Origin of the sequence: Actinomadura fibrosa, from assembly GCF_900659615.1 — a bacterium.
GTDB classification, from domain to species: Bacteria; Actinomycetota; Actinomycetes; order Streptosporangiales; family Streptosporangiaceae; genus Spirillospora; species Spirillospora fibrosa.
In genome coordinates this window covers 1-18,073 of the sequence record NZ_CAACUY010000188.1, presented here as the reverse complement: position 1 = coordinate 18,073, position 18,073 = coordinate 1, and the positions used below count along the sequence as shown (strand labels likewise).

The following is an 18,073-nucleotide window of genomic DNA, read 5'->3' as shown; positions in this document are numbered from 1 at the left end:
CCCCCGGATCCGGACGCAGGCCATCACTTCCAGTAACGCTTCACAGCTCAGCGTAGTTGGTGGTCTCGCGGGGGCACCGCGCGCCGTCCGGACGCCGCCGAGAGCGAGCGCGACCGCGTCACCGGGCGGGAGAGCGAGCTGCTGTCCGCGCTGGAGGCGGCCCGGTCCGAGCTCGTCGGCCTGCACGCCCGGCTGTCGGAGGCCGAGTCGCTCGTCGAGGGGCAGCGCGTCGAGTCGGCCGCCGCGCAGCGCACCGCCGAGGACCTGCGCAACGCCGTCCGCGACGCCGAGGCCAAGCGCGGCCAGGCCGTCGCCGACCGCGACCAGATCCAGGCGCGGGCCCGCGAGTTCGAGCAGCGCAACTGGCAGCTCACCCGGACCGCCGACGAGCTGCGCGCGGCGGTCAAGGCGCTCACCGCCGAACGGGACGCGGCACGCGCCGAGGCCGACCGGGCCCGCCGCCGCGTCGACGCCCTCACCGGCCTGTCCGACGGGCGCACCGAGACCGGCGCGTACCCCGGGATCGACCGGGAGCCGCCGACCGGCCTGCACTCGCTCGCCTCCATGACCGGCGATCCGCTGAGCGATCCGCTGGCGGCCTCCCTCGGCGATCCGCTCGCCGACCCGCTGGACCCGCGGTCCTACTCCGTCCCGCCGCTGGACTCGCGCTCCACCCTGAACGACTACCCGATCAGCGGCTATCCGCCGGCCGGCGGCCCGCTGAACGGGAGCCCGCTGAACGGGAGCCCGCTGAACGGGAGCCCGCTGAACGGCGATCCGCGCAACGGCCGCCCGCCCGGCGGCACTCCGCCCAACGGCCACCACCTTCCCAACGGCGGCTGACGGACGAGAAAGAGAGGTGATGCCTTCGTCCCTGCACTTGGCCTTGAACCGGCCGTCGTACCGCACCGGGGTGGTACGGCGGCCGGTCTGCCCCCGGCGGGGGCTACCGCCCCTCGCGTGCCCGCAGCTGTTCGGTGTAGTCGAGCGCACCCGCGCGGACGGCGGCGTGGACGGCACGGGCGATCCGCGACCCCCAGAACGAGCGCGACCCCCAGAACGAGCGCGGCCCCGCGAACGGCTCCTCCGCGCTTGACGGCTCCCGTGCGGAGACGCAGATCGCGTCGGACGCCGTCCCCGTGCAGGGGTAACCGGCCTCCAGCAGCGCCTGGGTCTTGGCCTCCGTCGCGGTGATGACCGCGTTGACCAGCGCGGCGTCGCTCAAGGGGGCGGGTACGGCGACGACGATGTTGACGGTCCCCGGACGCCCTGTGGCGGGGTTGGGCTCGTCATCCGAGGCGCTGGCGGGTGGCGGGACGTCGGCGGGTGGTGGGGAGAGTGCCGTCCCGTCCAGGCGGATCGGGGCCAGCTCCGGGTCGGGCACGCCGTCGGGGGAGGCGGCCCACGTCGGCACGCGCAGCCCCACGGTCGCGGAGACGGCCACACCGTCCTCCTCCCGCCGCACCGTCCGGTCGACGGATGCGGCGGTGAGCATGCCTACGCCCCGTCCCTCCAACCCGAGCGACGCGGCCATCTCCTCCAGGTGGGCGACGGGATCGGTACGCGAGTACGCACCGGCCACTTGCGCGTTCACCACCCAACGCACCGGCCCGATCCCGCCACCGAGCATCGCGGACGAGACCGCCCGGTAACCGGCGGGCGCACGCCAGACGGTCGAGGCGAGCCGCGTACCGTCCTCCTCGCGCCAGACCAGTTCGAGCCTCATGGGCGCTCCAACGCCAGGACGGGCCGTCCACCGGGGCCGGGGAAGACGCGCACGCGGGCGTCGAAGTGCTCCTCGACAGTCGCCTGGGTGAGGACCTCCTCGGGCGACCCGGCGGCGGCGACCCGCCCGTCCGACAGAAGGACGAGGTCGTCGGCGTACTGCCCGGCCAAGGTCAGGTCGTGGATCGTCGTCACCACGGTCAGGTCGTCCGACAGGCGGAGCTGATCGATCAGTTCCATCACCTGCTGCTGGTGGCCCATGTCGAGCGCGGTGGTCGGCTCGTCCAACAGGAGGACGGGAGTCTGCTGCGCCAGCGCGCGCGCCAGCACCACACGCTGCTGCTCACCTCCGGAGAGGTGGTCCAGAGTCCGCCCCGCGAGTTCGGTGAGGTCAAGGCGTTCGAGAACCTCCGCCGCGACGGCACGGTCGCGGGTGCTCTCCCGTCCGAGATGAGGGATGTACGGGGACCGGCCCAGCAGCGTGTAGTCGAACACCGTCATGCCTACCGGAAGGTTCGGGCTCTGCGGAGCGTAGGCCACGAGCCGGGCCCGCTGCCTCGGCCTGAGCGCGCCCAGGTCCGCGCCCGCCACGGTGACCTCGCCGTCCCCGGACACCAGGCCGAGGACGGCGCGCAGCAGCGTCGACTTCCCGGCGCCGTTCGGCCCGATCACCGCCGTCCATGACCCGGCGGGCACGTCCAGGGACACGCCCTTCAGCACCGGACGCCCGCCGAGCGCGACGTCCAGGCCCCGCACGACGACGGTCACGTGTCCACCTGCCTGCGGCTCGCGCGCAGCACCGCGACGAAGAACGGCCCGCCGACGAACGCCGTCACGACGCCGAGGGGCAGCTCCGCGGGCGCGATCACCGTCCGCGCGACCAGGTCGGCGAGCTCCAGGAACGCCGCGCCGCCGAGCAGCGACAGCGGCAGGACGATCCGGTACGAGCCGCCCGCCAGCCGGCGGACCGCGTGCGGCACCACGATCCCGACGAACCCGATCAGCCCGCTCACCGCCACCGCGCAGGCCGTGGCCAGCGACGCCGCCACCAGCACCACCAGCCGCACCCGCGCCGCCGACAGGCCGAGCGAGGCGGCCTCCTCGTCGCCGACGCTCAGCACGTCCAGCAGCCGCCCGTGCGCCAGCAGCACCGCGGTCGAGACGAGCGCGTACGGCGCGACCAGCGCGAGCTGGCGCCAGTCCGCCGAGCCGACGCCGCCGAGGATCCACGAGTAGATCCGCTGCAGCTCCTCCGCCTTCACCTGCTGGAGGAACGTCTGCACCGCGGCGAGGAACGACGACACCGCGACCCCGGCGAGCACCAGCGTCGCCGCCCCGCCGCCCCGGCCCGCCGCGCTGCCCAGCACGTACGCGAGGAGCACCCCGCAGATCGCGCCCGCGAACGCCGCCACCGGCACCACGTAGCCCGGGTCGCCCGGCATGAGCACGATCGTCAGCGTCGCGCCGACCCCGGCGCCCGCGGCGGCGCCGAGCAGGTACGGATCGGCGAGCGGGTTGCGGAACACGCCCTGGTACCCCGCCCCGGCCAGCGCGAGCATCCCGCCGACGAGCGCCGCCATCAGCGCCCGCGGGACGCGGAGCTGGAACAGCACGTTCTCCCCGACGGCGCCGAGCCCCGAATCGACATGGACGAACGGGACCCGGTCCGCGAGCGCCCGCAGCACGCCGCCCGCCGGCAGACCGGCCGCCCCGACCAGCACACCGCCGAGCAGAGTCCCGGCCAGCAGCACCAGCGCGACCGCGAGCGGCACCGCCCGCAACCGCGCCTGCGACACACGTGCGGACGCCGTCACGGGCGGGCGTCCGGGGGAGGGTTCACGAGGACTTCTGGATCGCGTCGCCGATCACCTCGACCAGCGTGGGCAGGCGCGGACCCCAGCGCGACGCGATGTCGTCGTCGAGCTCCACGACATCCTTGTTCTTCACCGCGCGGAGGTTCTCCCAGCCGGGACGCTTCGCGACGGCGGCCGCGTTCTGCCCGCAGCACTTGGTGTCCGCCAGGAAGATGAGGTCGGGATCCTGCTTGAGCAGGTACTCGCGCGACAACTGCGGGTACCCGCCGGTAGCCTTCTCGGCCCGATCGGCGATGTTGCGCAGGCCGAACAGCCCGTAGACCTGTCCGATGAACGTCTTGGACGTCACGGTGTGGAACTGGTTGTCGAGCTCGTGGTAGTAGCTCCGGCCCTTCCCCTTGGACGACGCGGCCACCGTCCGCTGGATGCTCGACCGCATGGTGTCCACGAGCTTCTTGGCCTCGGCCTGGTGTCCGGTGGCCTGCCCGAGGTCGGTCATCTCCTCGTAGGCCGCGTCCAGGTTCGTCGCCGCCGGCTCCAGCAGGACGGGCACCTTCAGCTTGCCGAGCGCCTTGACGATGCCGTCCATGTCGTCGGACAGCACCACGAGGTCGGGCCGGTACGCGATGATCGCCTCGGCGTTCGGCTTGAAGGCCGACAGCTTCTTGCGCGGGGCGTTCGCCGGGTAGGTGGAGTAGTCGTCCACGGCGACGACCTGCGGCCCCGCGCCGATGGCGAACAGCGTCTCGGTGTGCGTGGGGGAGAGCGACACGATCCGCTTGACCTGCGCCGGGACGGCGACCGCGCCGTTGGCCGCCTGGACGGTGACGGTCCCGGCACCGGCCCCCTTGCCGTCGCCGTCACCGTCGCCGCATCCGGTGGCGAGCGCCATGACGCCGATCATGATGGCCGCGCCGAGGGCGCGTACGGGTCTCACAGGAGCCTCCTGGGCTGCCGGGAAGCAGCGTCCCGCCCATGACGGATCGCCCTTCCACGAGGTCGAGAGTCGTCTGCGCGCGGAGGCGACCTGGCTCGGCCCTCGGAGAGGGCACCACAGTTGCGGGACAGCGCCGGGTTCGCACCGGACTTCGCTCCAGGGCGCGCTTGGGCAGCCACGTTATCAGCAGGCAAAGCCCGCTTCGCGCCTCCCGTCCCATTCGCGGAGTGACAACTCACTCCGCCATTGACGGTGTGAGTGCTCACTCCGTACGCTGGCCGCATGGAAGAACCGTCCAGGAGCAGGCGGCGCGCCCCGGGCATGAGCCCGGACGAGCGCCGCAAGATGATCGTCCAGACGGCCCTGCCGCTGGTCGCCGAGCACGGCACCGCCGTGACCACCGGGCAGATCGCGCGCGCCGCCGGCATCGGCGAGGCGACGATCTTCCGGGTCTTCGCCGACAAGGACGAGCTGCTCGACGCCTGCGTCGCCGAGGCGCTGCGCCCCGACCACATCCTGAGCGAGATCGAGGCCGTGCCGCTCGACCAGCCGCTGCCCGACCGCCTCGCCGAGGCGGCCGCCGCGATGGAGGCCTACCTGGCCCGCATGGGCATGGTCATCGGCGCCCTGCACGCGACCGGCCGCGCGGGACGCGGCGCCCACGGCGGCGGCCCGGCGGCCGACGCCGAGCTCGACCGCGGCACCGCCATGGACCGCACCCGCGACGCCCTCGCCGAGCTCTTCGAACCCGAGCGCGACCGCCTGCGCGTCCCGGCGGAGCACCTGGCGTCCCTGTTCATGGGCCTCATGTTCACCCGCTCGCGCCCGCCCACCGGGCAGGCCGCCGACGCCCCCTCGCTGGAGCAGTACCTCGACGTCTTCCTGCACGGCGCTCTCAAGGAGGAAGGGACCCCCGCATGACGATCACCCTGAACCACGCGATCGTGACCGCCGCCGACAACGACGAGGCCGCCCGGTTCTTCGCCTCCGTCATGGGTCTGCCCTACACCGGCCCGCACCCGCACGCCCGGCACTTCGTGCCGATCAAAGTGAACGACGCGCTCACCCTCGACTTCCTCACCGTCGCCTACCCGCAGGGCCACCACCTGGCATTCGACGTGGACGCCCTCACCTTCGACTCGATCGTCGAACGCCTCGACGCCCGCGAGATCCCCTACGGCGACCAGCCCGCGCACCCCGACAACGGACGCGTCGACCACGCCCACCCGCTCGGCGGCCGCGGCCTCTACTTCTCCGACTCCAGCGGCAACCTGTACGAACTCATAGCCCCATGACGCTCTGACCGCCCGGCCGAAGCCTCAACGGGGCCGAAACCATGACCGAGCGGAGGCTCGGCCACTTGAAACCTCGTCTGAGTGACGGCTCACCAGGCAAACCTCACCAAACGGGGCTCGGAGGGCGAAGCCTCGTCCACCGACACACTCTCACCGCTCCCGGGCTCTCAACGCCACGAGACGTCACCGTTGCGAAGTCCTCCGCTCTGAAGTCTTCTTACCGCTGCAAGCTCTCACCGCTGCGAGTAGGCCTTGAGGAACGCCCTGGTGCGCTTTCGGTCCTCGCCCGGCATGAACTCGCCGGCGACGAAGTCGGTGACGCCCGCCGCCGCGAGGTCGTCCAGCCGCGCCCCGACCGCGTCCTCGTCCCCGATGATGGCGAGGTCCGCCGGGCCGTCCGCGCCCTCCCGGTCCATCATCGCCCGGTAGGACGGCAGCGTCCCGTACACCGCGAACGCCTCGGCGGCACGTGCCCGCGCGCGCTCCGCGTCACCCGTGACACAGACGGGCAGGACGCACACCACCCGTGGGTCCGGCCGCCCCGCCTCCTTGGCGGCCTCCGCGATGGTCGGGACGATGTGCTCCCGGACGGTGGTGGGCCCGGTCATCCATAGCACCGTTCCGTCCGTCCGGCGTGCCGCGAGTTCCAGCATCTTCGGGCCGAGTGCCGCCAGCAGTACCGGAACCCGTCCCTCGTTGGGGACGGTCAGCCCGATCTGGGCGCGGACCGTCTCGCCGCTGAACGACACCGACTCGCCGTTCAAAAGCGGCACCAATACTTCCAGGTACTCCCGCATGTGCCGCAGGGGTTTGCCGAAGTCGTACCCGTACATGTCCTCGATGACGACCTTGTGGGACAGCCCCAGGCCGAGCGTCAGCCGTCCTGGGCCCGTCGCCAGCGCCGCCGTGCGGACCTGCTGGGCCAGCGCGGCCGGATGCCGCGGATAGGACGGCACCACCGCGGTGCCCAGCTCGATTTCCGGGACCTGGCTGCCCGCCACGGCCAGCGCCGTCAGCGCGTCGATCCCGAAGATGTTCGACAGCCACGCCGAAGGGAAGCCGTCGTCCGCCGCACGCCGCACGTCGTCCGTGAGCTTGACGAGCGCGTCCGGCCCGCCGCGTTCGCTGAGCGAGACTCCGATCCGCACAAGGACCTCCCTGGTCGTCCGTCCGTTCCGATCCTTGCACAGAGCGTGATCAGGGACGCCGCACGGGGTCGTGTGAGGCCCTGTCCCTCGCCTCCCTGAAGAAGTCGTGCAGCGCGGTCGCGCCCGGTAGGAGCCGTACCGGCCGCGTCGCCCCGAAGGAGGCGTTCCAGAAGGCTCCCTGGCGCGGTTCCCACGGGCCCGCGTACGCGTAGGGCTCCCCGAGATAGGAGTCCCCGAGAGACACTCCGTAGTTGACCTCGTCCAGGGTGAGGCTCAGGTCGAAGTGTTCCGGCCAGAGCACCGGAGTCATGTCCGGAGCGAACCTCACGAGCGCTTCCTGCCCTCGACCGAAGCACTCCTGGAAGAAGGACGCCGCGCCCGCGTCCACTCCGAGCTTGTCGTCCGGCTCGACTCCGCTGCCGTCCTTGTAGAGGCCCTCGGCGGCCCCCGCTTCGACGCCCGCGGCCGTGGCGAGCTCCCGGCACGTCGTCCCGTTGAGGGGCATCTCGCGGTCACCCGCGACCAGTTCCGTCCCGCTCACCCGGAGTTCCGGTGCTTTGGTCGTCCCGAACCCGCCGGGGACGACCTCCAGCCGGATCGTCCCGCTCTCGCGGTACTGCGGCCCGGCCAGCACGAGTTCCGCCACCCCGTGCAACGACCGGCGGGTTGTCTCCAAACTTCTCGGATCCACGGTGATGCCCATGTACCCATCCTCCGCTAGAGACTTCTTCCCCCACACCCTGCACCTCTGCCCGGACGAGCACAAACCACCAGGTTCAGCCGTGCCGCCGCGCCAGATCGCGCTCGTTCTTCGCCCACGTCCGGTGCCGCTCGGCCGACCGGAGATGCGCCTCCGCCTCATCCGGGTGCGCGTCCGCCATCTCCTCCAGCAGCACCGCCGCGCGCTCATGCGCACGCGCGGAGGACATCATCACTCCTCGCCCGAACGCGTCCCCATCGGACGTGGGCCGCCGGTTGTGCACCGTGTTCGGGGACTCCGGAGCGGCGGAACCGCGCACCGAGCGTGCGTTTCCCGCCAAGGCCTCAGCCCCGCCGACACGCTGCCCGGCGGGTGCCTCCGTCAGCTCCTCGACTCCGGAGAAGCGGTCCTCCCCGTCCATGTCAGCCGGGAGACCGTCGAGTGACCAGCCCACCAGACACATACGTGTCCTACCCCACCGAACACCCCTTCAGCCCCAGGTCAACGTACGTACCCTCGTGAAGTACCCAAAAGATGATCATGACGGACAATCGCCCGCGACGACCCGCCACGGCGCACATGCCGGACGCCGCCCCCGAGGAAAACGGACAAAAACGTGCAATTGGGGGTGGCCAACGAACCGTCACCGACCGCGATGACCGATGATGGGACCGTGGCGACGTCCGAACCCCTCACCCTCTACACCGCCGACAACGTGCGGATCGACGCGGGACACCTCCAGGGCGACGGCGACCTCTGCTTCGTCGTGGCGCACGGCTTCACCTGCTCCTGGCGGCAGCCCGCGCTCCAGCGCATCGCCGGCGTCCTCAACCGGTTCGGAGGCGTCCTCAGCCTCGACTTCCGCGGCCACGGCAGGTCCGGCGGCCACTCCACGGTGGGCGACCGCGAGATCCTCGACGTCGAGGCCGTGGTCGCGGCCGCGCGCCGCCGCGGCTACCGGCGCATCGCGGTCACCGGGTTCTCCATGGGCGGGGCCGTCGCCCTCCGCCACGCCGCCCTCCACGGAGGCGTCGACGCGGTCGTCTCGGTCAGCGCGCCCGCCCGCTGGTACTACCGCGGGACGGTCCCGATGCGGCGCGTCCACTGGGTGATCGAACGGCGCCTCGGCCGCCTGGCGGTGCGCCTGGCGCGCGGCACCCGGGTCGCCCGCACGGGCTGGGACCCCGTACCCGAGGCCCCCTACGAGGTCGTCGGACGGATCGCGCCGGTGCCCCTCCTCATCGTCCACGGCGACGCCGACGCGTTCTTCCCGCTCGAACACGGCCACCAGCTCTACGGCGCCGCCCGCGACCCCCGCGAGCTGTGGATCGAGCCCGCCTTCGGCCACGCGGAGGTGGCCGCGACCCCCGACCTGATCGAGCGCATCGGCGCCTGGGCCTCCACCGCCGTCGCCACCACCGTCTGACCTGCGGCGTCCCAAAGTTATCCACAGTTCCAGAAGCCGCCACCGGCCTCCACCTCGACCGGCGAACATCAAAGGCATGGGAAACCTCACCTGGAAACGTTCGGCAGACGGCTCGATCGTCCCCGTGGCGCCCGGCACCTACTTCGTGCCCGTCAAGGGGGCCTCGCTCGCGTCCCGGGCCGCCCTGCTCAGCCGCCTCCTCCCCGCCGAGGCCGTCGTCGCGCGCAGCACCGCCGCATGGATCTGGGGCCTCGACGTCCTGCCACCCGGAGTCGACCAAGCCGACTGGGACGTCGAACTGATCACCCCGGCGGCACCGGCCCACGGCCCTGCCCCCATCACCCCCGAGACCGTGCGACTACCCGCCGGCCACGTCCGGCAAGAAGGCGACATACGCCTCACCTCCCTCCCACGTACCGCTCTCGACTGCGCACGCTGGTTACCCCGGATAGCGGCGGTAGCGGCCACCGACCAGTTCCTCCGAAGAGGAGTGCTCCCCGATGAGCTCACCGCGATGGCCCGCGAAATACCGGGCTACCGAGGCAACAGGAAGCTGCGCGAGACCCTCAGACTCGCCGACCGCGGCGCTGCCTCACCCGGCGAGAGCTGGACGAGGACGACCATCGTCACCGCGGGCTTCCCCCGCCCCTGCACACAGATCGCGGTCATGGGGCCACGCGGCCAACCCCTGTACGTCGACCTCGGCTACCCCGAATACCGCGTCGGCCTCGAATACGACGGCGAACGCCACCACACCGGCGCCCGCAACCGCGCCCACGACGAGCGCCGCCGCCGCTGGCTCGCCCGCGAGATGGACTGGGAGATCATCCCCGTCACCAAGGACTTCCTCCCGCGCCCCGCCCCCTACCTGGAGGCCCTCCTGACCGCCCTTCTGCAACGCGGCTGGTGTCCCGACGACGCCACCATGGACCGCATAGCGACCCGCCTGAGGACCCTTTCCCACCACCGCCCCCACCACTGAGAGGAGCTACCGACCCACTTCGTCGGCCACCTGGGTCCACAAAACGCCGATGAGACCCGTCACCGCGACAGGTGCTCGACACTCCCGGTTGTCCGGCAGGATGGCCGAGTGCCCGGAGAATCGTCCTTTGTCGAGCGAGCGCCGGCGCCGGCACTCGCGGCGGTGGCCTCACTGGTATGGATCCAGCAGGTCGGAGACGAGCCGCTCGCACAGCGGCACGTCCCGCACGGCGGCGCCGAGCTGCGGTGCGTGCTCGGCCGGACGCCCCAACTGCTCGGCCCCCTGACCGGGGCGGTCTACCACGACATCCCGGCGGGCGGCACGGTCGTCGGCGTGCGGCTGCGACCGGGCGCGATCGCAGCCCTCGCCGGGATGCCGGCCGACGAGCTCGTCGACCAGAACCTCGCCGGCACCGAGATCTGGCGCGACGTGAACCGCCTGACGGATCTGCTCGGAGAGGCCGCGACACCGCGGATCGCGCTCGGCCACCTCCAGTCGTTCGTCGCGCGAACCGCGGGCCCCCGAGACCCGCTAATGGACGAGGCCGTCCGGCACCTCATGCCATGGCGCGGCGGCAGGCCGGCGGCCCTGCCCGCGATGCTGTCCATCTCCGAGCGCCAATTGCGGCGCCGGTGCCGGGCGGCGGTCGGCGTCGGCGTGAAGGAACTGCACCGCATCCTGCGTCTGCAGGGCTTCATCGCCCGCGTCCAGGCATCGATCGACGACCGGAACGGCATGAACGCCGACCTGTCGCGTTGGGCGACCGAAACGGGCTACACCGACCAGGCGCACCTCGGCCGCGAATGCCGCCGCCTCATCGGCGTGACACCCGGCGAGCTCCTCGCGCAAACGGGTGCCGCCTGCGCATGCGGGCACGACCACGCCGCGTCCTACGCCCCGATGCTCCGACCCGGGAATGGCCGTTTTGTACTAGAGGGCCGACCGATTCCCGCCTAGCGTCACCCCCGTGCACCAACCGCCCCCCAGCCCACCTCCGCCCCACACGACCAGCATCCGCCAAGCCGACACCTGCCTCCGCCCTACGCCTCCTCGCCAGGACATGTGTGGTGGACAAGGACGCGAGGGGTGGGCCAGGACGTGAGGACGGGCTGGTCAGACAGTGCGGCAGGTCGGCGCGGGAGGGGCGCACAAGGAAGGTCAAGCGCGACGGACGTACTTCATCGATCCGGCCATGGAACCTCGGCCGGTCAGGGATCCTCGGCCGGTCATGGAACCTCGACTGGCCATGAAGCTCCAGCCGGTCATGGAGCCTCGACTGGCCGTGAAGCTTCAGCCGGTCATGAAGGCTCAACCGGCGAAGCGCCTGCCCGCGAGGTACGCCCCTACTCCGCTCCGCCCGCGGAGCCTCCGGTCCGCCCGCGGAGCCTCAGGTCCGCCCACGGAGGCTCCGGTCCGCCCACGGAGGCTCCGGTCTGCTCACGGAGCCTCCGGTCCGCTCACGGAGCCTCAGGTCCGTGGGGGAGCGGTGGGGGGGCGGGGGTTCGGGATTGTTGCTAGTCAAGGAGTTGAGGAGAGATGGCCAGAGTGGTCATGCAGGCCGTGGTCTCGGTGGACGGCTACATCGCCTATCCCGACGACACGGTCGGGCCGCTGTTCGACTGGTACGGGAACGGGGACGTGACCGTCCGCGCCAACGACGCGTGGTCGTTCAACGTGAGCCGGGCGTCCGCGGAGTATGTGAAGCCCTTCTGGGACGCCGTCAAGGTCACGGTGATCGGGCGTCACCTGTTCGACACCACGGACGGCTGGGCGGGTGTCCCCGCGGCAGGGGACCAGCTCGTCGTCGTCACCCACCGGCCGCTGCCGGAGGAGTGGCTCGCACGGTTCCCCGACGCGCCATTCCACACGGCCGGCTCCGTCGAGGAAGCCATCACGCTCGCCAAGGAACTCGCCGGGGACGGCCTGGTCTGCGTGTGCGCGGGGGACGTCGGCGGGCAGGCGTTCTCAGCCGGGCTCGTCGACGAGGTGGCGATGGACGTCGCGCCGGTCGTCCTGGGCGAGGGGGTGCGGTTCTTCGGCAGCCACACCGGCACCGTCCTCCTGGACGATCCCGACATGGTCGTCCCGGGCGATCGCGTGCTGCACCTGCACTACACCGTCAAACACTGACCGGTTCCACCACACACCACGCAACGGAGTGCGAATGATCCTCGTTACCGGCGGCCTGGGTTCCATCGGGTCGCACACCGCACGGGCCTTACTCGACCTGGGCGAGTCCGTCGTGCTCACCGCGCACCGGTCCGTCCAGGTGCCCGAGTACCTCGCCGGCGAGCCCGGCGGCCGGGTCGTCGTCGAGCCGCTGGACACCACGGACGAGGCCGCGTTCCTCGCCATCGGGAAGCAGCGCGACATCACCGGCATCGTCCACCTCGCGGCGGGCCCGTACGACACGCCCGATCCGGTCGACTACCTCCGTGCTGAGTCGCTCGCCTTGTTCAACGCGCTGAAGGCGGCGAAGGAGTGGGGCGTGCGGCGGTTCTCCGTCGCTAGTTCCATCGGCGTGTACGCGGGGGTAGACCAGGTCCCGTGGCGCGAAGAGGTGCCTCTGCCTGCGGTAGCGCCGCACCAGAACCATGCGTTCAAGAAGTCCGCTGAGCTGTTCACCACTCTCGCTGGCGAGAGCGCCGGGTTCGAGACGGTGAACCTGCGGATCGGCACCATCTGGGGGCCGCTCGGTCTGCCCGACTCGCCGTTTTTCCCCCTTCCTCGCCTGCTCAGCGCGGCGGTTCGGGGCGAGAATCCCGATCTCACCCCGCCTCGCCCGCCCGCGTACGCGGACGACGCCACGGACCTCTGCTACGTGAAGGACTGCGGCCGGGCCATCGCGCTCCTCATGCTCACCGAGCGGCTGAATCACCGGACTTACAACGTCTCGACCGGACGGCTGGTGTCCTACAGCGAGGTGGTCGCCGCCATCAACGCCACCGTTCCGAGCGCGAACATCACCCTCCCGGACGGACGCAATCCCGACCGGCCTCCGGACAACTACCTCGACATCACCCGGCTTCAGGAGGACACCGGCTTCCGGCCCGAATACGACGTCCAGCAGGCCGTACCGGACTATGTCGACTGGCTCAGCCGACATGATCGCTGAGTGGGCCGTCCCTCGCATCGGCTGACGAGTGCTGTCGGCCGGTGTCATCGTGGTCTGCTGGGGGGCGGTGGTGCGGTCGGCGGGCGGTATGCGGGCGACGGCTGGATCTGCCAGTGGGAGTCTGTGACGGTGATGGCCTGGTCGTCGTTGATCGAGACCCTGGGGCAGGGACGGTCGGGATCGGCGGCCAGCCGGTCGTGGCGGGCGGCGCGTCCCCAGTTGCGGTGAGCCAGCACGGCGAACGGGACCAGGCCGAGTCCGGCGGTGGACGTGACGGCGCCCGGGTCGTCTTCATCGTGGAGGGGGCTGAGGTCCGGGCCGGCGAGAGCCGCCCCGGCGGAGAACCCGATGTAGGCGAGCGACCCGGCGCGTACCGCTTCGGCGGCGAGGCGGTCGAAGCCGCTGCGGCGGACGTGCTGGAGCAGGAAAAGCGCGTAACCGCCCGCGACGAAGACGACCTGGACCCGATCCAGGACCCGCTGAACGTCCACGGGAGCGGCATGTTCCAGGTCGAGGCGGTCGACCGCCATGCCCTCGGCTTCGAGCAGGTCGGCGGCGGCGCGGACGTACGGGGCCGACGGCAGGGGGTTCGCGGCCGTGGGGATCAGTGCCGCCCGGCTCGGCATGGTCGGGAGCGAGGCGATCCAGGCGGGCAGCGCGCCCAACCCCGCGGATCCCAGGAAGAGCCGTTGCGGTCCGTGATTCACGGTACCGACCCTGCCAGGTCCCGTGGTGTCAGGGCTGGTCCGGGAGGGCCGACAGGCGCTTGGGGGCGATCAGGCGGTAGCTGTCCTCGATCAGTTCGGCCAGCTCGTCCCAGTCCTGGTCGACGTCCAGGCGGGCGCCGACCCAGCCCCTGCTGCCGACGTACTTCGGGACGAAGAAGCGGTCGGGGTCCTCGCCGACGAGGGCCTCCTGGACACCGGGAGCGGCCTTGAAGGTCATGTAGGTGCCGTCCTCGCTGGTCATCAGGAACAGCTTGTCGCGGACCCGGTAGGACGGTGCCGTGTGGCCGCCGAAGGGCTTCTCGGTCGCCTCCGGCAGCGCCAGGCAGATGTCGCGTAGGCGTTCAGGTGCGTCCAGGTCGCTCATGCGTCGGCTCCCAGTGTCGATCGGCCCGCTGCGGCAATCCTAGACAGCGGGTCGGACGTTCCGCCGGTGGACGGACGCGCCCGGACGGCGATGTACTGTCCGCCGTGACAGGCGTACAGCACCGTGCGGTGACCCCGCGCGCGGACTTCTACCGGACCTACTCGGCGGCGCAGGTGGACGCCATCGCCGAAGCGCTCGGCGATCGGGCCGAGTTCCCGTACGAGCTGACCTACCTCGGCGACGGCAGCGAGATGTGGCACCGGAGCGAGGTGCCGTCCGGTCCCGAGCGCGCGGAGATGCTCGGCGACTTCGACACGCTTCTGACCCGGCACGCCGAGCGGCTCCGAGCGCTCGCGCCGTCGTCGCCGGTGCAGGTCGTCGATCTCGGGCCGGGGACGGCGCGCCCGGTGGGCGGGCTGATCCGCCACCTGCTGGACGAGTCGTGCCTGAGCGGCTATCGCGCGATCGACATCAGCGCGGAGATCCTTGGACTGGCGGGGGAGAGGCTGCGGGAGGACTTTCCCGATCAGGCGGAGCGCTTCGAGTTCTGCCGCGGCGACTTCACCGGGCCCGACCTCGCCCGCGTCCTCCCGACCCCTGAGGGGCCCGGCCATGATGACGGCGGTCCGGCCCGCCTCGTCATCCTGGCGGGTGGCACGCTCTACAACTTCGCCGAGCCGGACCGGGTCCTGCGCCACGTGCGTCGCGCCATGAGCGACCGGGATGTGCTGGTGTTGACGCTGCGCATCGACACCGGCGTCGACCGGCCCCCGTTCATGGACGAGGTCAGCGTCGGCGGCCCCTACAAGCCCCAGCAGCTGGCGGGACTGGACCTGCTCGGCATCGACCGCTCCTGGTACGTGCCCGAGACGGGGTTCGACCGGGTGCGCGGCGAGGTGTTCGTGCGGGTGCGGTTCGTCGAGCCGGTCACGGTGGACTTCGGCGCCGCGGACGGCCGCCGGGCGGTGGCGTTCCAGCCGGGCGACACGGTGCTGGTCTGGCGCTACCTGTACGAGGACGCCGCGGCGGTGGCCGATCGGCTCGCCCGCGGCGGTCTCCGGGTGCGCCTGTTCGAGCACGGCCGGGACAGGCAGGTGGTCCTCGTCGCCGCGACGCCGTCCGGGGAAGCGCCGGAACCCCGTGTCCGGAATCCGTAGATCAAGATCTTTTCACGAAGATCATCATCGGTTACGCTCGCGGCGACACCCGCCGACGACAGAAGGGGTGGCCGATGGCTCTCCACTTCCCCAGCGCAGCCGAGCTCCGGGACGAGCAGGAGCCCGGCGAGATCCAGGCGGTCAGCAGGGACACCTGCTGGTCCGTGAAGCTGAAGGACGACGCCGACCTCGAACCCGCCGACGTCCACGGCGCGTGACGGTCGAGGTTGAACCGTTCCACCACCGCTGAGCCCCCGGCCGGCGGTACGGCGGACGGCTCGCCGGGCGGGGGCGGGGTGCCCGCGCATCCCGTCGCCGCCCTCGACGACACGCGTAAGACCTGCGTGTCCGGTACCCACCGCGTCCTGGCGCCCGCCGAGACGCTGCGGCGGATCCGGCCGCTCTTCCCGACCGTCGGTATCACCCGCGTCGCCGACGTCACCTGGCTCGACGAGATCGGCATACCGGTCCACCAGGCCGTCCGCCCCGGCTCCCGGACGGTGTCGGTGAGCCAGGGCAAGGGCCTCACGCACGAGCTCGCCCAGGTCTCCGCGGCGATGGAGTCGATCGAGTCCTGGCACGCCGAGCGCCTTGGGCCCGGCGAGGTTACCGCGACCGTGGCCGACATGGAACGCATGTGCGGGTACCGCGTCCGTGACCTGCCCCTGGAACCCCGCCACCATCTCCGGCCCGGCCTGGAACTGGAGTGGACCAGAGCGAGCCGCCTCGACGACGGTGCGGCCACCTTCCTGCCGACCGACTTGCTGCGCCTGGACGGCCGCGTGCGCGACACCTGGTCGCCGCCCCTGTTCGCGCAGACCAGCAACGGGCTCGCCAGCGGCAACACCGTCGCCGAAGCGACCCTGCACGGCCTCTACGAGGTCGTCGAGCGCGACAGCCTGGCCCGCGCCGAGGGAAAGGTCTCACCGGTCCTGGACCTGGCCACTGTGGACGGCCCGGCCCGCGGCCTGCTCGACCGGATGGGCGCGGCCGCGGTCGAGGTCCGGGTCGAGGTGCCTCCTTCGCCCACCGGGCTCGCCTGCTTCCTGGCCGTCATCTGGAGCGAGGAGTTCCCGGTGCTCTTCGCCGGCGCCGGGGCCCACCTTGACCGGGACGTCGCCCTGTGCCGCGCCCTGACGGAGGCCGCGCAGTCGCGCGTCACCCAGATCGCCGGTGCCCGGGACGACCTCACCACGGGCGCCTACCGGCGCGCCGCCGCGAACCCGTCCGGCCTTCCCACACCGTCCCCGGAGGCTGGTCGGCTCGCTTACGGTGACGTCGCCACCGTCCGCAACGAAACCCTCGCGGACGACCTGCGTGACGTGGTCACCCGGCTCGTCTCCCTTACCGGGCGGTCACCGATGGTCGTGGACCACACCAGACCAGACCTGAGCGTCCCCGTCGTACGCGTGGTCTGCCCTGGCCTCCGCAGTGAGTCGGCGTTCCTGTGACTGCCCGGTACCTATTCGCCGGACCCAGCCTGCCGGACGCCGCCGATCTGCTCGCGGTCGACGGCATCACCGTCCTCCCACCCGTGGCGGCGGGAGACCTGCTGGCGCTCGCCCCCTCCCGCGGCGACGTCATCGGCATCGTCGACGGCTACTTCCGCCAGACCCGGGCCGTCCGGCACAAGGAGATCCTCGCCCTTCTCCAGGACGGCGTGGCGGTCCTCGGCGCCGCCAGCATGGGCGCCCTGCGCGCGGCCGAACTCGACACCTTCGGGATGCGCGGCGTGGGACGCGTGTACCGCGACTACAAGCAGGGCGTCCTGACGGCGGACGACGAGGTGGCGCTCCTGCACGGCTCGGCGGACGAGGGCTACCGGCCAGTCACCGAAGCGCTCGTCAACATCCGCGCGACCCTGCGCCTATGCGTAAGGGAAGGGCTCCTCGATGAGTCCACCGCCGACCACCTCGCGGCGACGCTGGCCTCGCGGCCGTATCGCCTGCGCTCCTACCCGGAGCTGATCCGGCTCGTCCGCGACGGTGGCGCATCGACGGCGACGGTGGAAGCGATCCGAGACCTGTGCGCGACCCGGGCCGTCAACCTCAAGCGCCAGGACGCCCTACGCCTGGTCGACGAGATGCGCACGCTCGACGACGACCGTCCGGACGTCGGCTCGTCCAGCGTGGAACCCACCGTCTACCTGCACCGTTGGCAGCTCGGAGCACGCACGATCGACACCGGGGACGGCCCGACCCCCGCGATGAGCATTCTGCGGATATGCCAGCTCTTCGCCGACGACTATCCGGACTTCTACCAGAAGCTGGTCTTCGGATATCTGGTCCGCGAGTGCGCCTCCGAATGCGGGACCCGGCCCACGGAGACGTCCCTCGACGGGGCACTGGAGCACGCACGGCACCGCGACGTCATCCCGGACCTCCCAGCGGCTCGAACCGCCGACCTGTCCTTCCTCGACATGTGGCTGACCCCGGACGAGAGAGCCCAGCGCCCACTGGAGCACCAGCTCGGCACCTTCCTGGTCCGCAGCTTCCAGCTCGCCCCGGCGACCCCCGCGGACGGCCTGGCACTGGACGCGCTGCGCGGGCGGCCGATCGTCCCGGCGGCGGTGACGCTCGTCAACGCGGCGAAGGCTGTCAACGACCACGCGCAGAAGACCGCCTCCGCCTTCGACATCCACACCCTGTCAGCGGACCGCATCCTGACCCACCTCGGTGAACG

The 18,073-nt window shown here is 71.7% G+C and carries 22 protein-coding genes; 12 read left to right on the top strand and 10 right to left on the bottom strand.

The features are described 5' to 3' along the window. Positions 1–552 (bottom strand): hypothetical protein (locus tag E1300_RS37110; RefSeq protein ID WP_207400164.1); only part of this gene is annotated, 552 nt, incomplete at its 3' end. 12 nt (positions 553–564) lie between these two features. Here E1300_RS37110 and E1300_RS50590 point away from each other — a divergent pair. Beyond that, positions 565–843 (top strand): hypothetical protein, encoded by a 279-nt coding sequence (locus tag E1300_RS50590; protein ID WP_165503161.1) that lies wholly within the window; start codon positions 565–567, stop codon positions 841–843. Between the two features lie 103 nt (positions 844–946). Here E1300_RS50590 and E1300_RS37100 read toward each other — a convergent pair whose 3' ends face one another. From E1300_RS37100 to E1300_RS37085, 4 genes are read right to left on the bottom strand one after another with little or no spacing between them, the layout of a single operon-like run. Next, complete coding sequence (locus E1300_RS37100) at positions 947–1,726, bottom strand: adenosylcobinamide amidohydrolase (RefSeq protein ID WP_131761794.1); 780 nt, start codon at positions 1,724–1,726, stop codon at positions 947–949. Then, positions 1,723–2,493, bottom strand: a complete 771-nt coding sequence (locus tag E1300_RS37095; RefSeq protein ID WP_131761793.1) for an ABC transporter ATP-binding protein — start codon at positions 2,491–2,493, stop codon at positions 1,723–1,725. Before E1300_RS37095 ends, E1300_RS37100 begins: the two co-directional genes overlap by 4 nt. Beyond that, positions 2,490–3,539: a FecCD family ABC transporter permease gene (locus E1300_RS37090; protein WP_242619630.1), complete on the bottom strand. Its 1,050-nt coding sequence runs from the start codon at positions 3,537–3,539 to the stop codon at positions 2,490–2,492. The genes E1300_RS37095 and E1300_RS37090 overlap by 4 nt, the downstream gene beginning before the upstream one ends. Positions 3,540–3,561: 22 nt before the next feature. Then, positions 3,562–4,476: an ABC transporter substrate-binding protein gene (locus tag E1300_RS37085; protein ID WP_131761792.1), complete on the bottom strand. Its 915-nt coding sequence runs from the start codon at positions 4,474–4,476 to the stop codon at positions 3,562–3,564. Positions 4,477–4,758: 282 nt separating this feature from the next. Between E1300_RS37085 and E1300_RS37080 the strand changes: the two genes are divergently transcribed. Together E1300_RS37080 and E1300_RS37075 are read left to right on the top strand one after the other, a co-directional pair. After that, the gene (locus E1300_RS37080) at positions 4,759–5,397 is read left to right on the top strand and encodes a TetR/AcrR family transcriptional regulator (protein WP_242619629.1); all 639 of its coding nucleotides are present in this window, start codon (positions 4,759–4,761) and stop codon (positions 5,395–5,397) included. Continuing rightward, complete coding sequence (locus E1300_RS37075; RefSeq protein ID WP_131761791.1) at positions 5,394–5,771, top strand: VOC family protein; 378 nt, start codon at positions 5,394–5,396, stop codon at positions 5,769–5,771. Before E1300_RS37080 ends, E1300_RS37075 begins: the two co-directional genes overlap by 4 nt. A gap of 233 nt (positions 5,772–6,004) precedes the next feature. On the opposite strand, the gene E1300_RS37070 is transcribed toward E1300_RS37075, so the two are convergent. From E1300_RS37070 to E1300_RS50585, 3 genes are all read right to left on the bottom strand, one after another. Next, a complete protein-coding gene (locus E1300_RS37070) occupies positions 6,005–6,919 on the bottom strand; it encodes an LLM class F420-dependent oxidoreductase (protein WP_131761790.1) in 915 nt (304 codons plus the stop codon). Positions 6,920–6,968: 49 nt separating this feature from the next. After that, positions 6,969–7,622 (bottom strand): hypothetical protein, encoded by a 654-nt coding sequence (locus E1300_RS37065; RefSeq protein ID WP_131761789.1) that lies wholly within the window; start codon positions 7,620–7,622, stop codon positions 6,969–6,971. Positions 7,623–7,695: 73 nt separating this feature from the next. After that, positions 7,696–7,848 (bottom strand): hypothetical protein, encoded by a 153-nt coding sequence (locus E1300_RS50585; RefSeq protein WP_165503160.1) that lies wholly within the window; start codon positions 7,846–7,848, stop codon positions 7,696–7,698. Between the two features lie 426 nt (positions 7,849–8,274). On the opposite strand from E1300_RS50585, the gene E1300_RS37060 reads away from it, so the two are divergent. The 5 genes from E1300_RS37060 (at position 8,275) to E1300_RS37040 (ending at position 13,142) form a co-directional block, all read left to right on the top strand. Further along, positions 8,275–9,045, top strand: coding sequence for an alpha/beta hydrolase (locus tag E1300_RS37060; RefSeq protein WP_131761788.1), 771 nt, complete (start codon positions 8,275–8,277; stop codon positions 9,043–9,045). A gap of 76 nt (positions 9,046–9,121) precedes the next feature. Continuing rightward, entirely contained in the window at positions 9,122–10,027 is a 906-nt protein-coding gene (locus E1300_RS37055; RefSeq protein WP_131761787.1) for a hypothetical protein, read from the top strand. A gap of 108 nt (positions 10,028–10,135) precedes the next feature. Then, on the top strand, positions 10,136–10,984 hold the full coding sequence (locus E1300_RS37050; protein ID WP_131761786.1) for a helix-turn-helix domain-containing protein: 849 nt from the start codon (positions 10,136–10,138) through the stop codon (positions 10,982–10,984). A 579-nt stretch (positions 10,985–11,563) separates the two neighbouring features. Beyond that, on the top strand, positions 11,564–12,157 hold the full coding sequence (locus E1300_RS37045) for a dihydrofolate reductase family protein (protein WP_131761785.1): 594 nt from the start codon (positions 11,564–11,566) through the stop codon (positions 12,155–12,157). A gap of 34 nt (positions 12,158–12,191) precedes the next feature. Then, positions 12,192–13,142 carry an NAD-dependent epimerase/dehydratase family protein gene (locus tag E1300_RS37040; protein WP_131761784.1) on the top strand — a complete coding sequence of 317 codons (951 nt, stop codon included), beginning with the start codon at positions 12,192–12,194 and terminating at the stop codon, positions 13,140–13,142. Positions 13,143–13,186: 44 nt separating this feature from the next. On the opposite strand, the gene E1300_RS37035 is transcribed toward E1300_RS37040, so the two are convergent. Both E1300_RS37035 and E1300_RS37030 read right to left on the bottom strand, forming a co-directional pair. Then, positions 13,187–13,849, bottom strand: coding sequence for a Type 1 glutamine amidotransferase-like domain-containing protein (locus E1300_RS37035; RefSeq protein ID WP_207400162.1), 663 nt, complete (start codon positions 13,847–13,849; stop codon positions 13,187–13,189). A gap of 28 nt (positions 13,850–13,877) precedes the next feature. Continuing rightward, positions 13,878–14,234, bottom strand: coding sequence for an MmcQ/YjbR family DNA-binding protein (locus tag E1300_RS37030; protein ID WP_131761783.1), 357 nt, complete (start codon positions 14,232–14,234; stop codon positions 13,878–13,880). Between the two features lie 128 nt (positions 14,235–14,362). Here E1300_RS37030 and E1300_RS37025 point away from each other — a divergent pair, with 128 nt between their 5' ends. The 4 genes from E1300_RS37025 to E1300_RS37015 form a co-directional block, all read left to right on the top strand. Further along, on the top strand, positions 14,363–15,391 hold the full coding sequence (locus E1300_RS37025) for an L-histidine N(alpha)-methyltransferase (protein ID WP_207400161.1): 1,029 nt from the start codon (positions 14,363–14,365) through the stop codon (positions 15,389–15,391). Between the two features lie 74 nt (positions 15,392–15,465). Continuing rightward, entirely contained in the window at positions 15,466–15,609 is a 144-nt protein-coding gene (locus E1300_RS50580) for a hypothetical protein (protein ID WP_165503159.1), read from the top strand. Positions 15,610–15,687: 78 nt separating this feature from the next. Continuing rightward, positions 15,688–16,842 carry a YcaO-like family protein gene (locus E1300_RS37020; RefSeq protein ID WP_165503158.1) on the top strand — a complete coding sequence of 385 codons (1,155 nt, stop codon included), beginning with the start codon at positions 15,688–15,690 and terminating at the stop codon, positions 16,840–16,842. Continuing rightward, positions 16,839–18,073: TfuA-like protein (locus tag E1300_RS37015; protein WP_131761781.1), on the top strand; the 1,235-nt coding region annotated here is incomplete at its 3' end. The genes E1300_RS37020 and E1300_RS37015, both read left to right, overlap by 4 nt.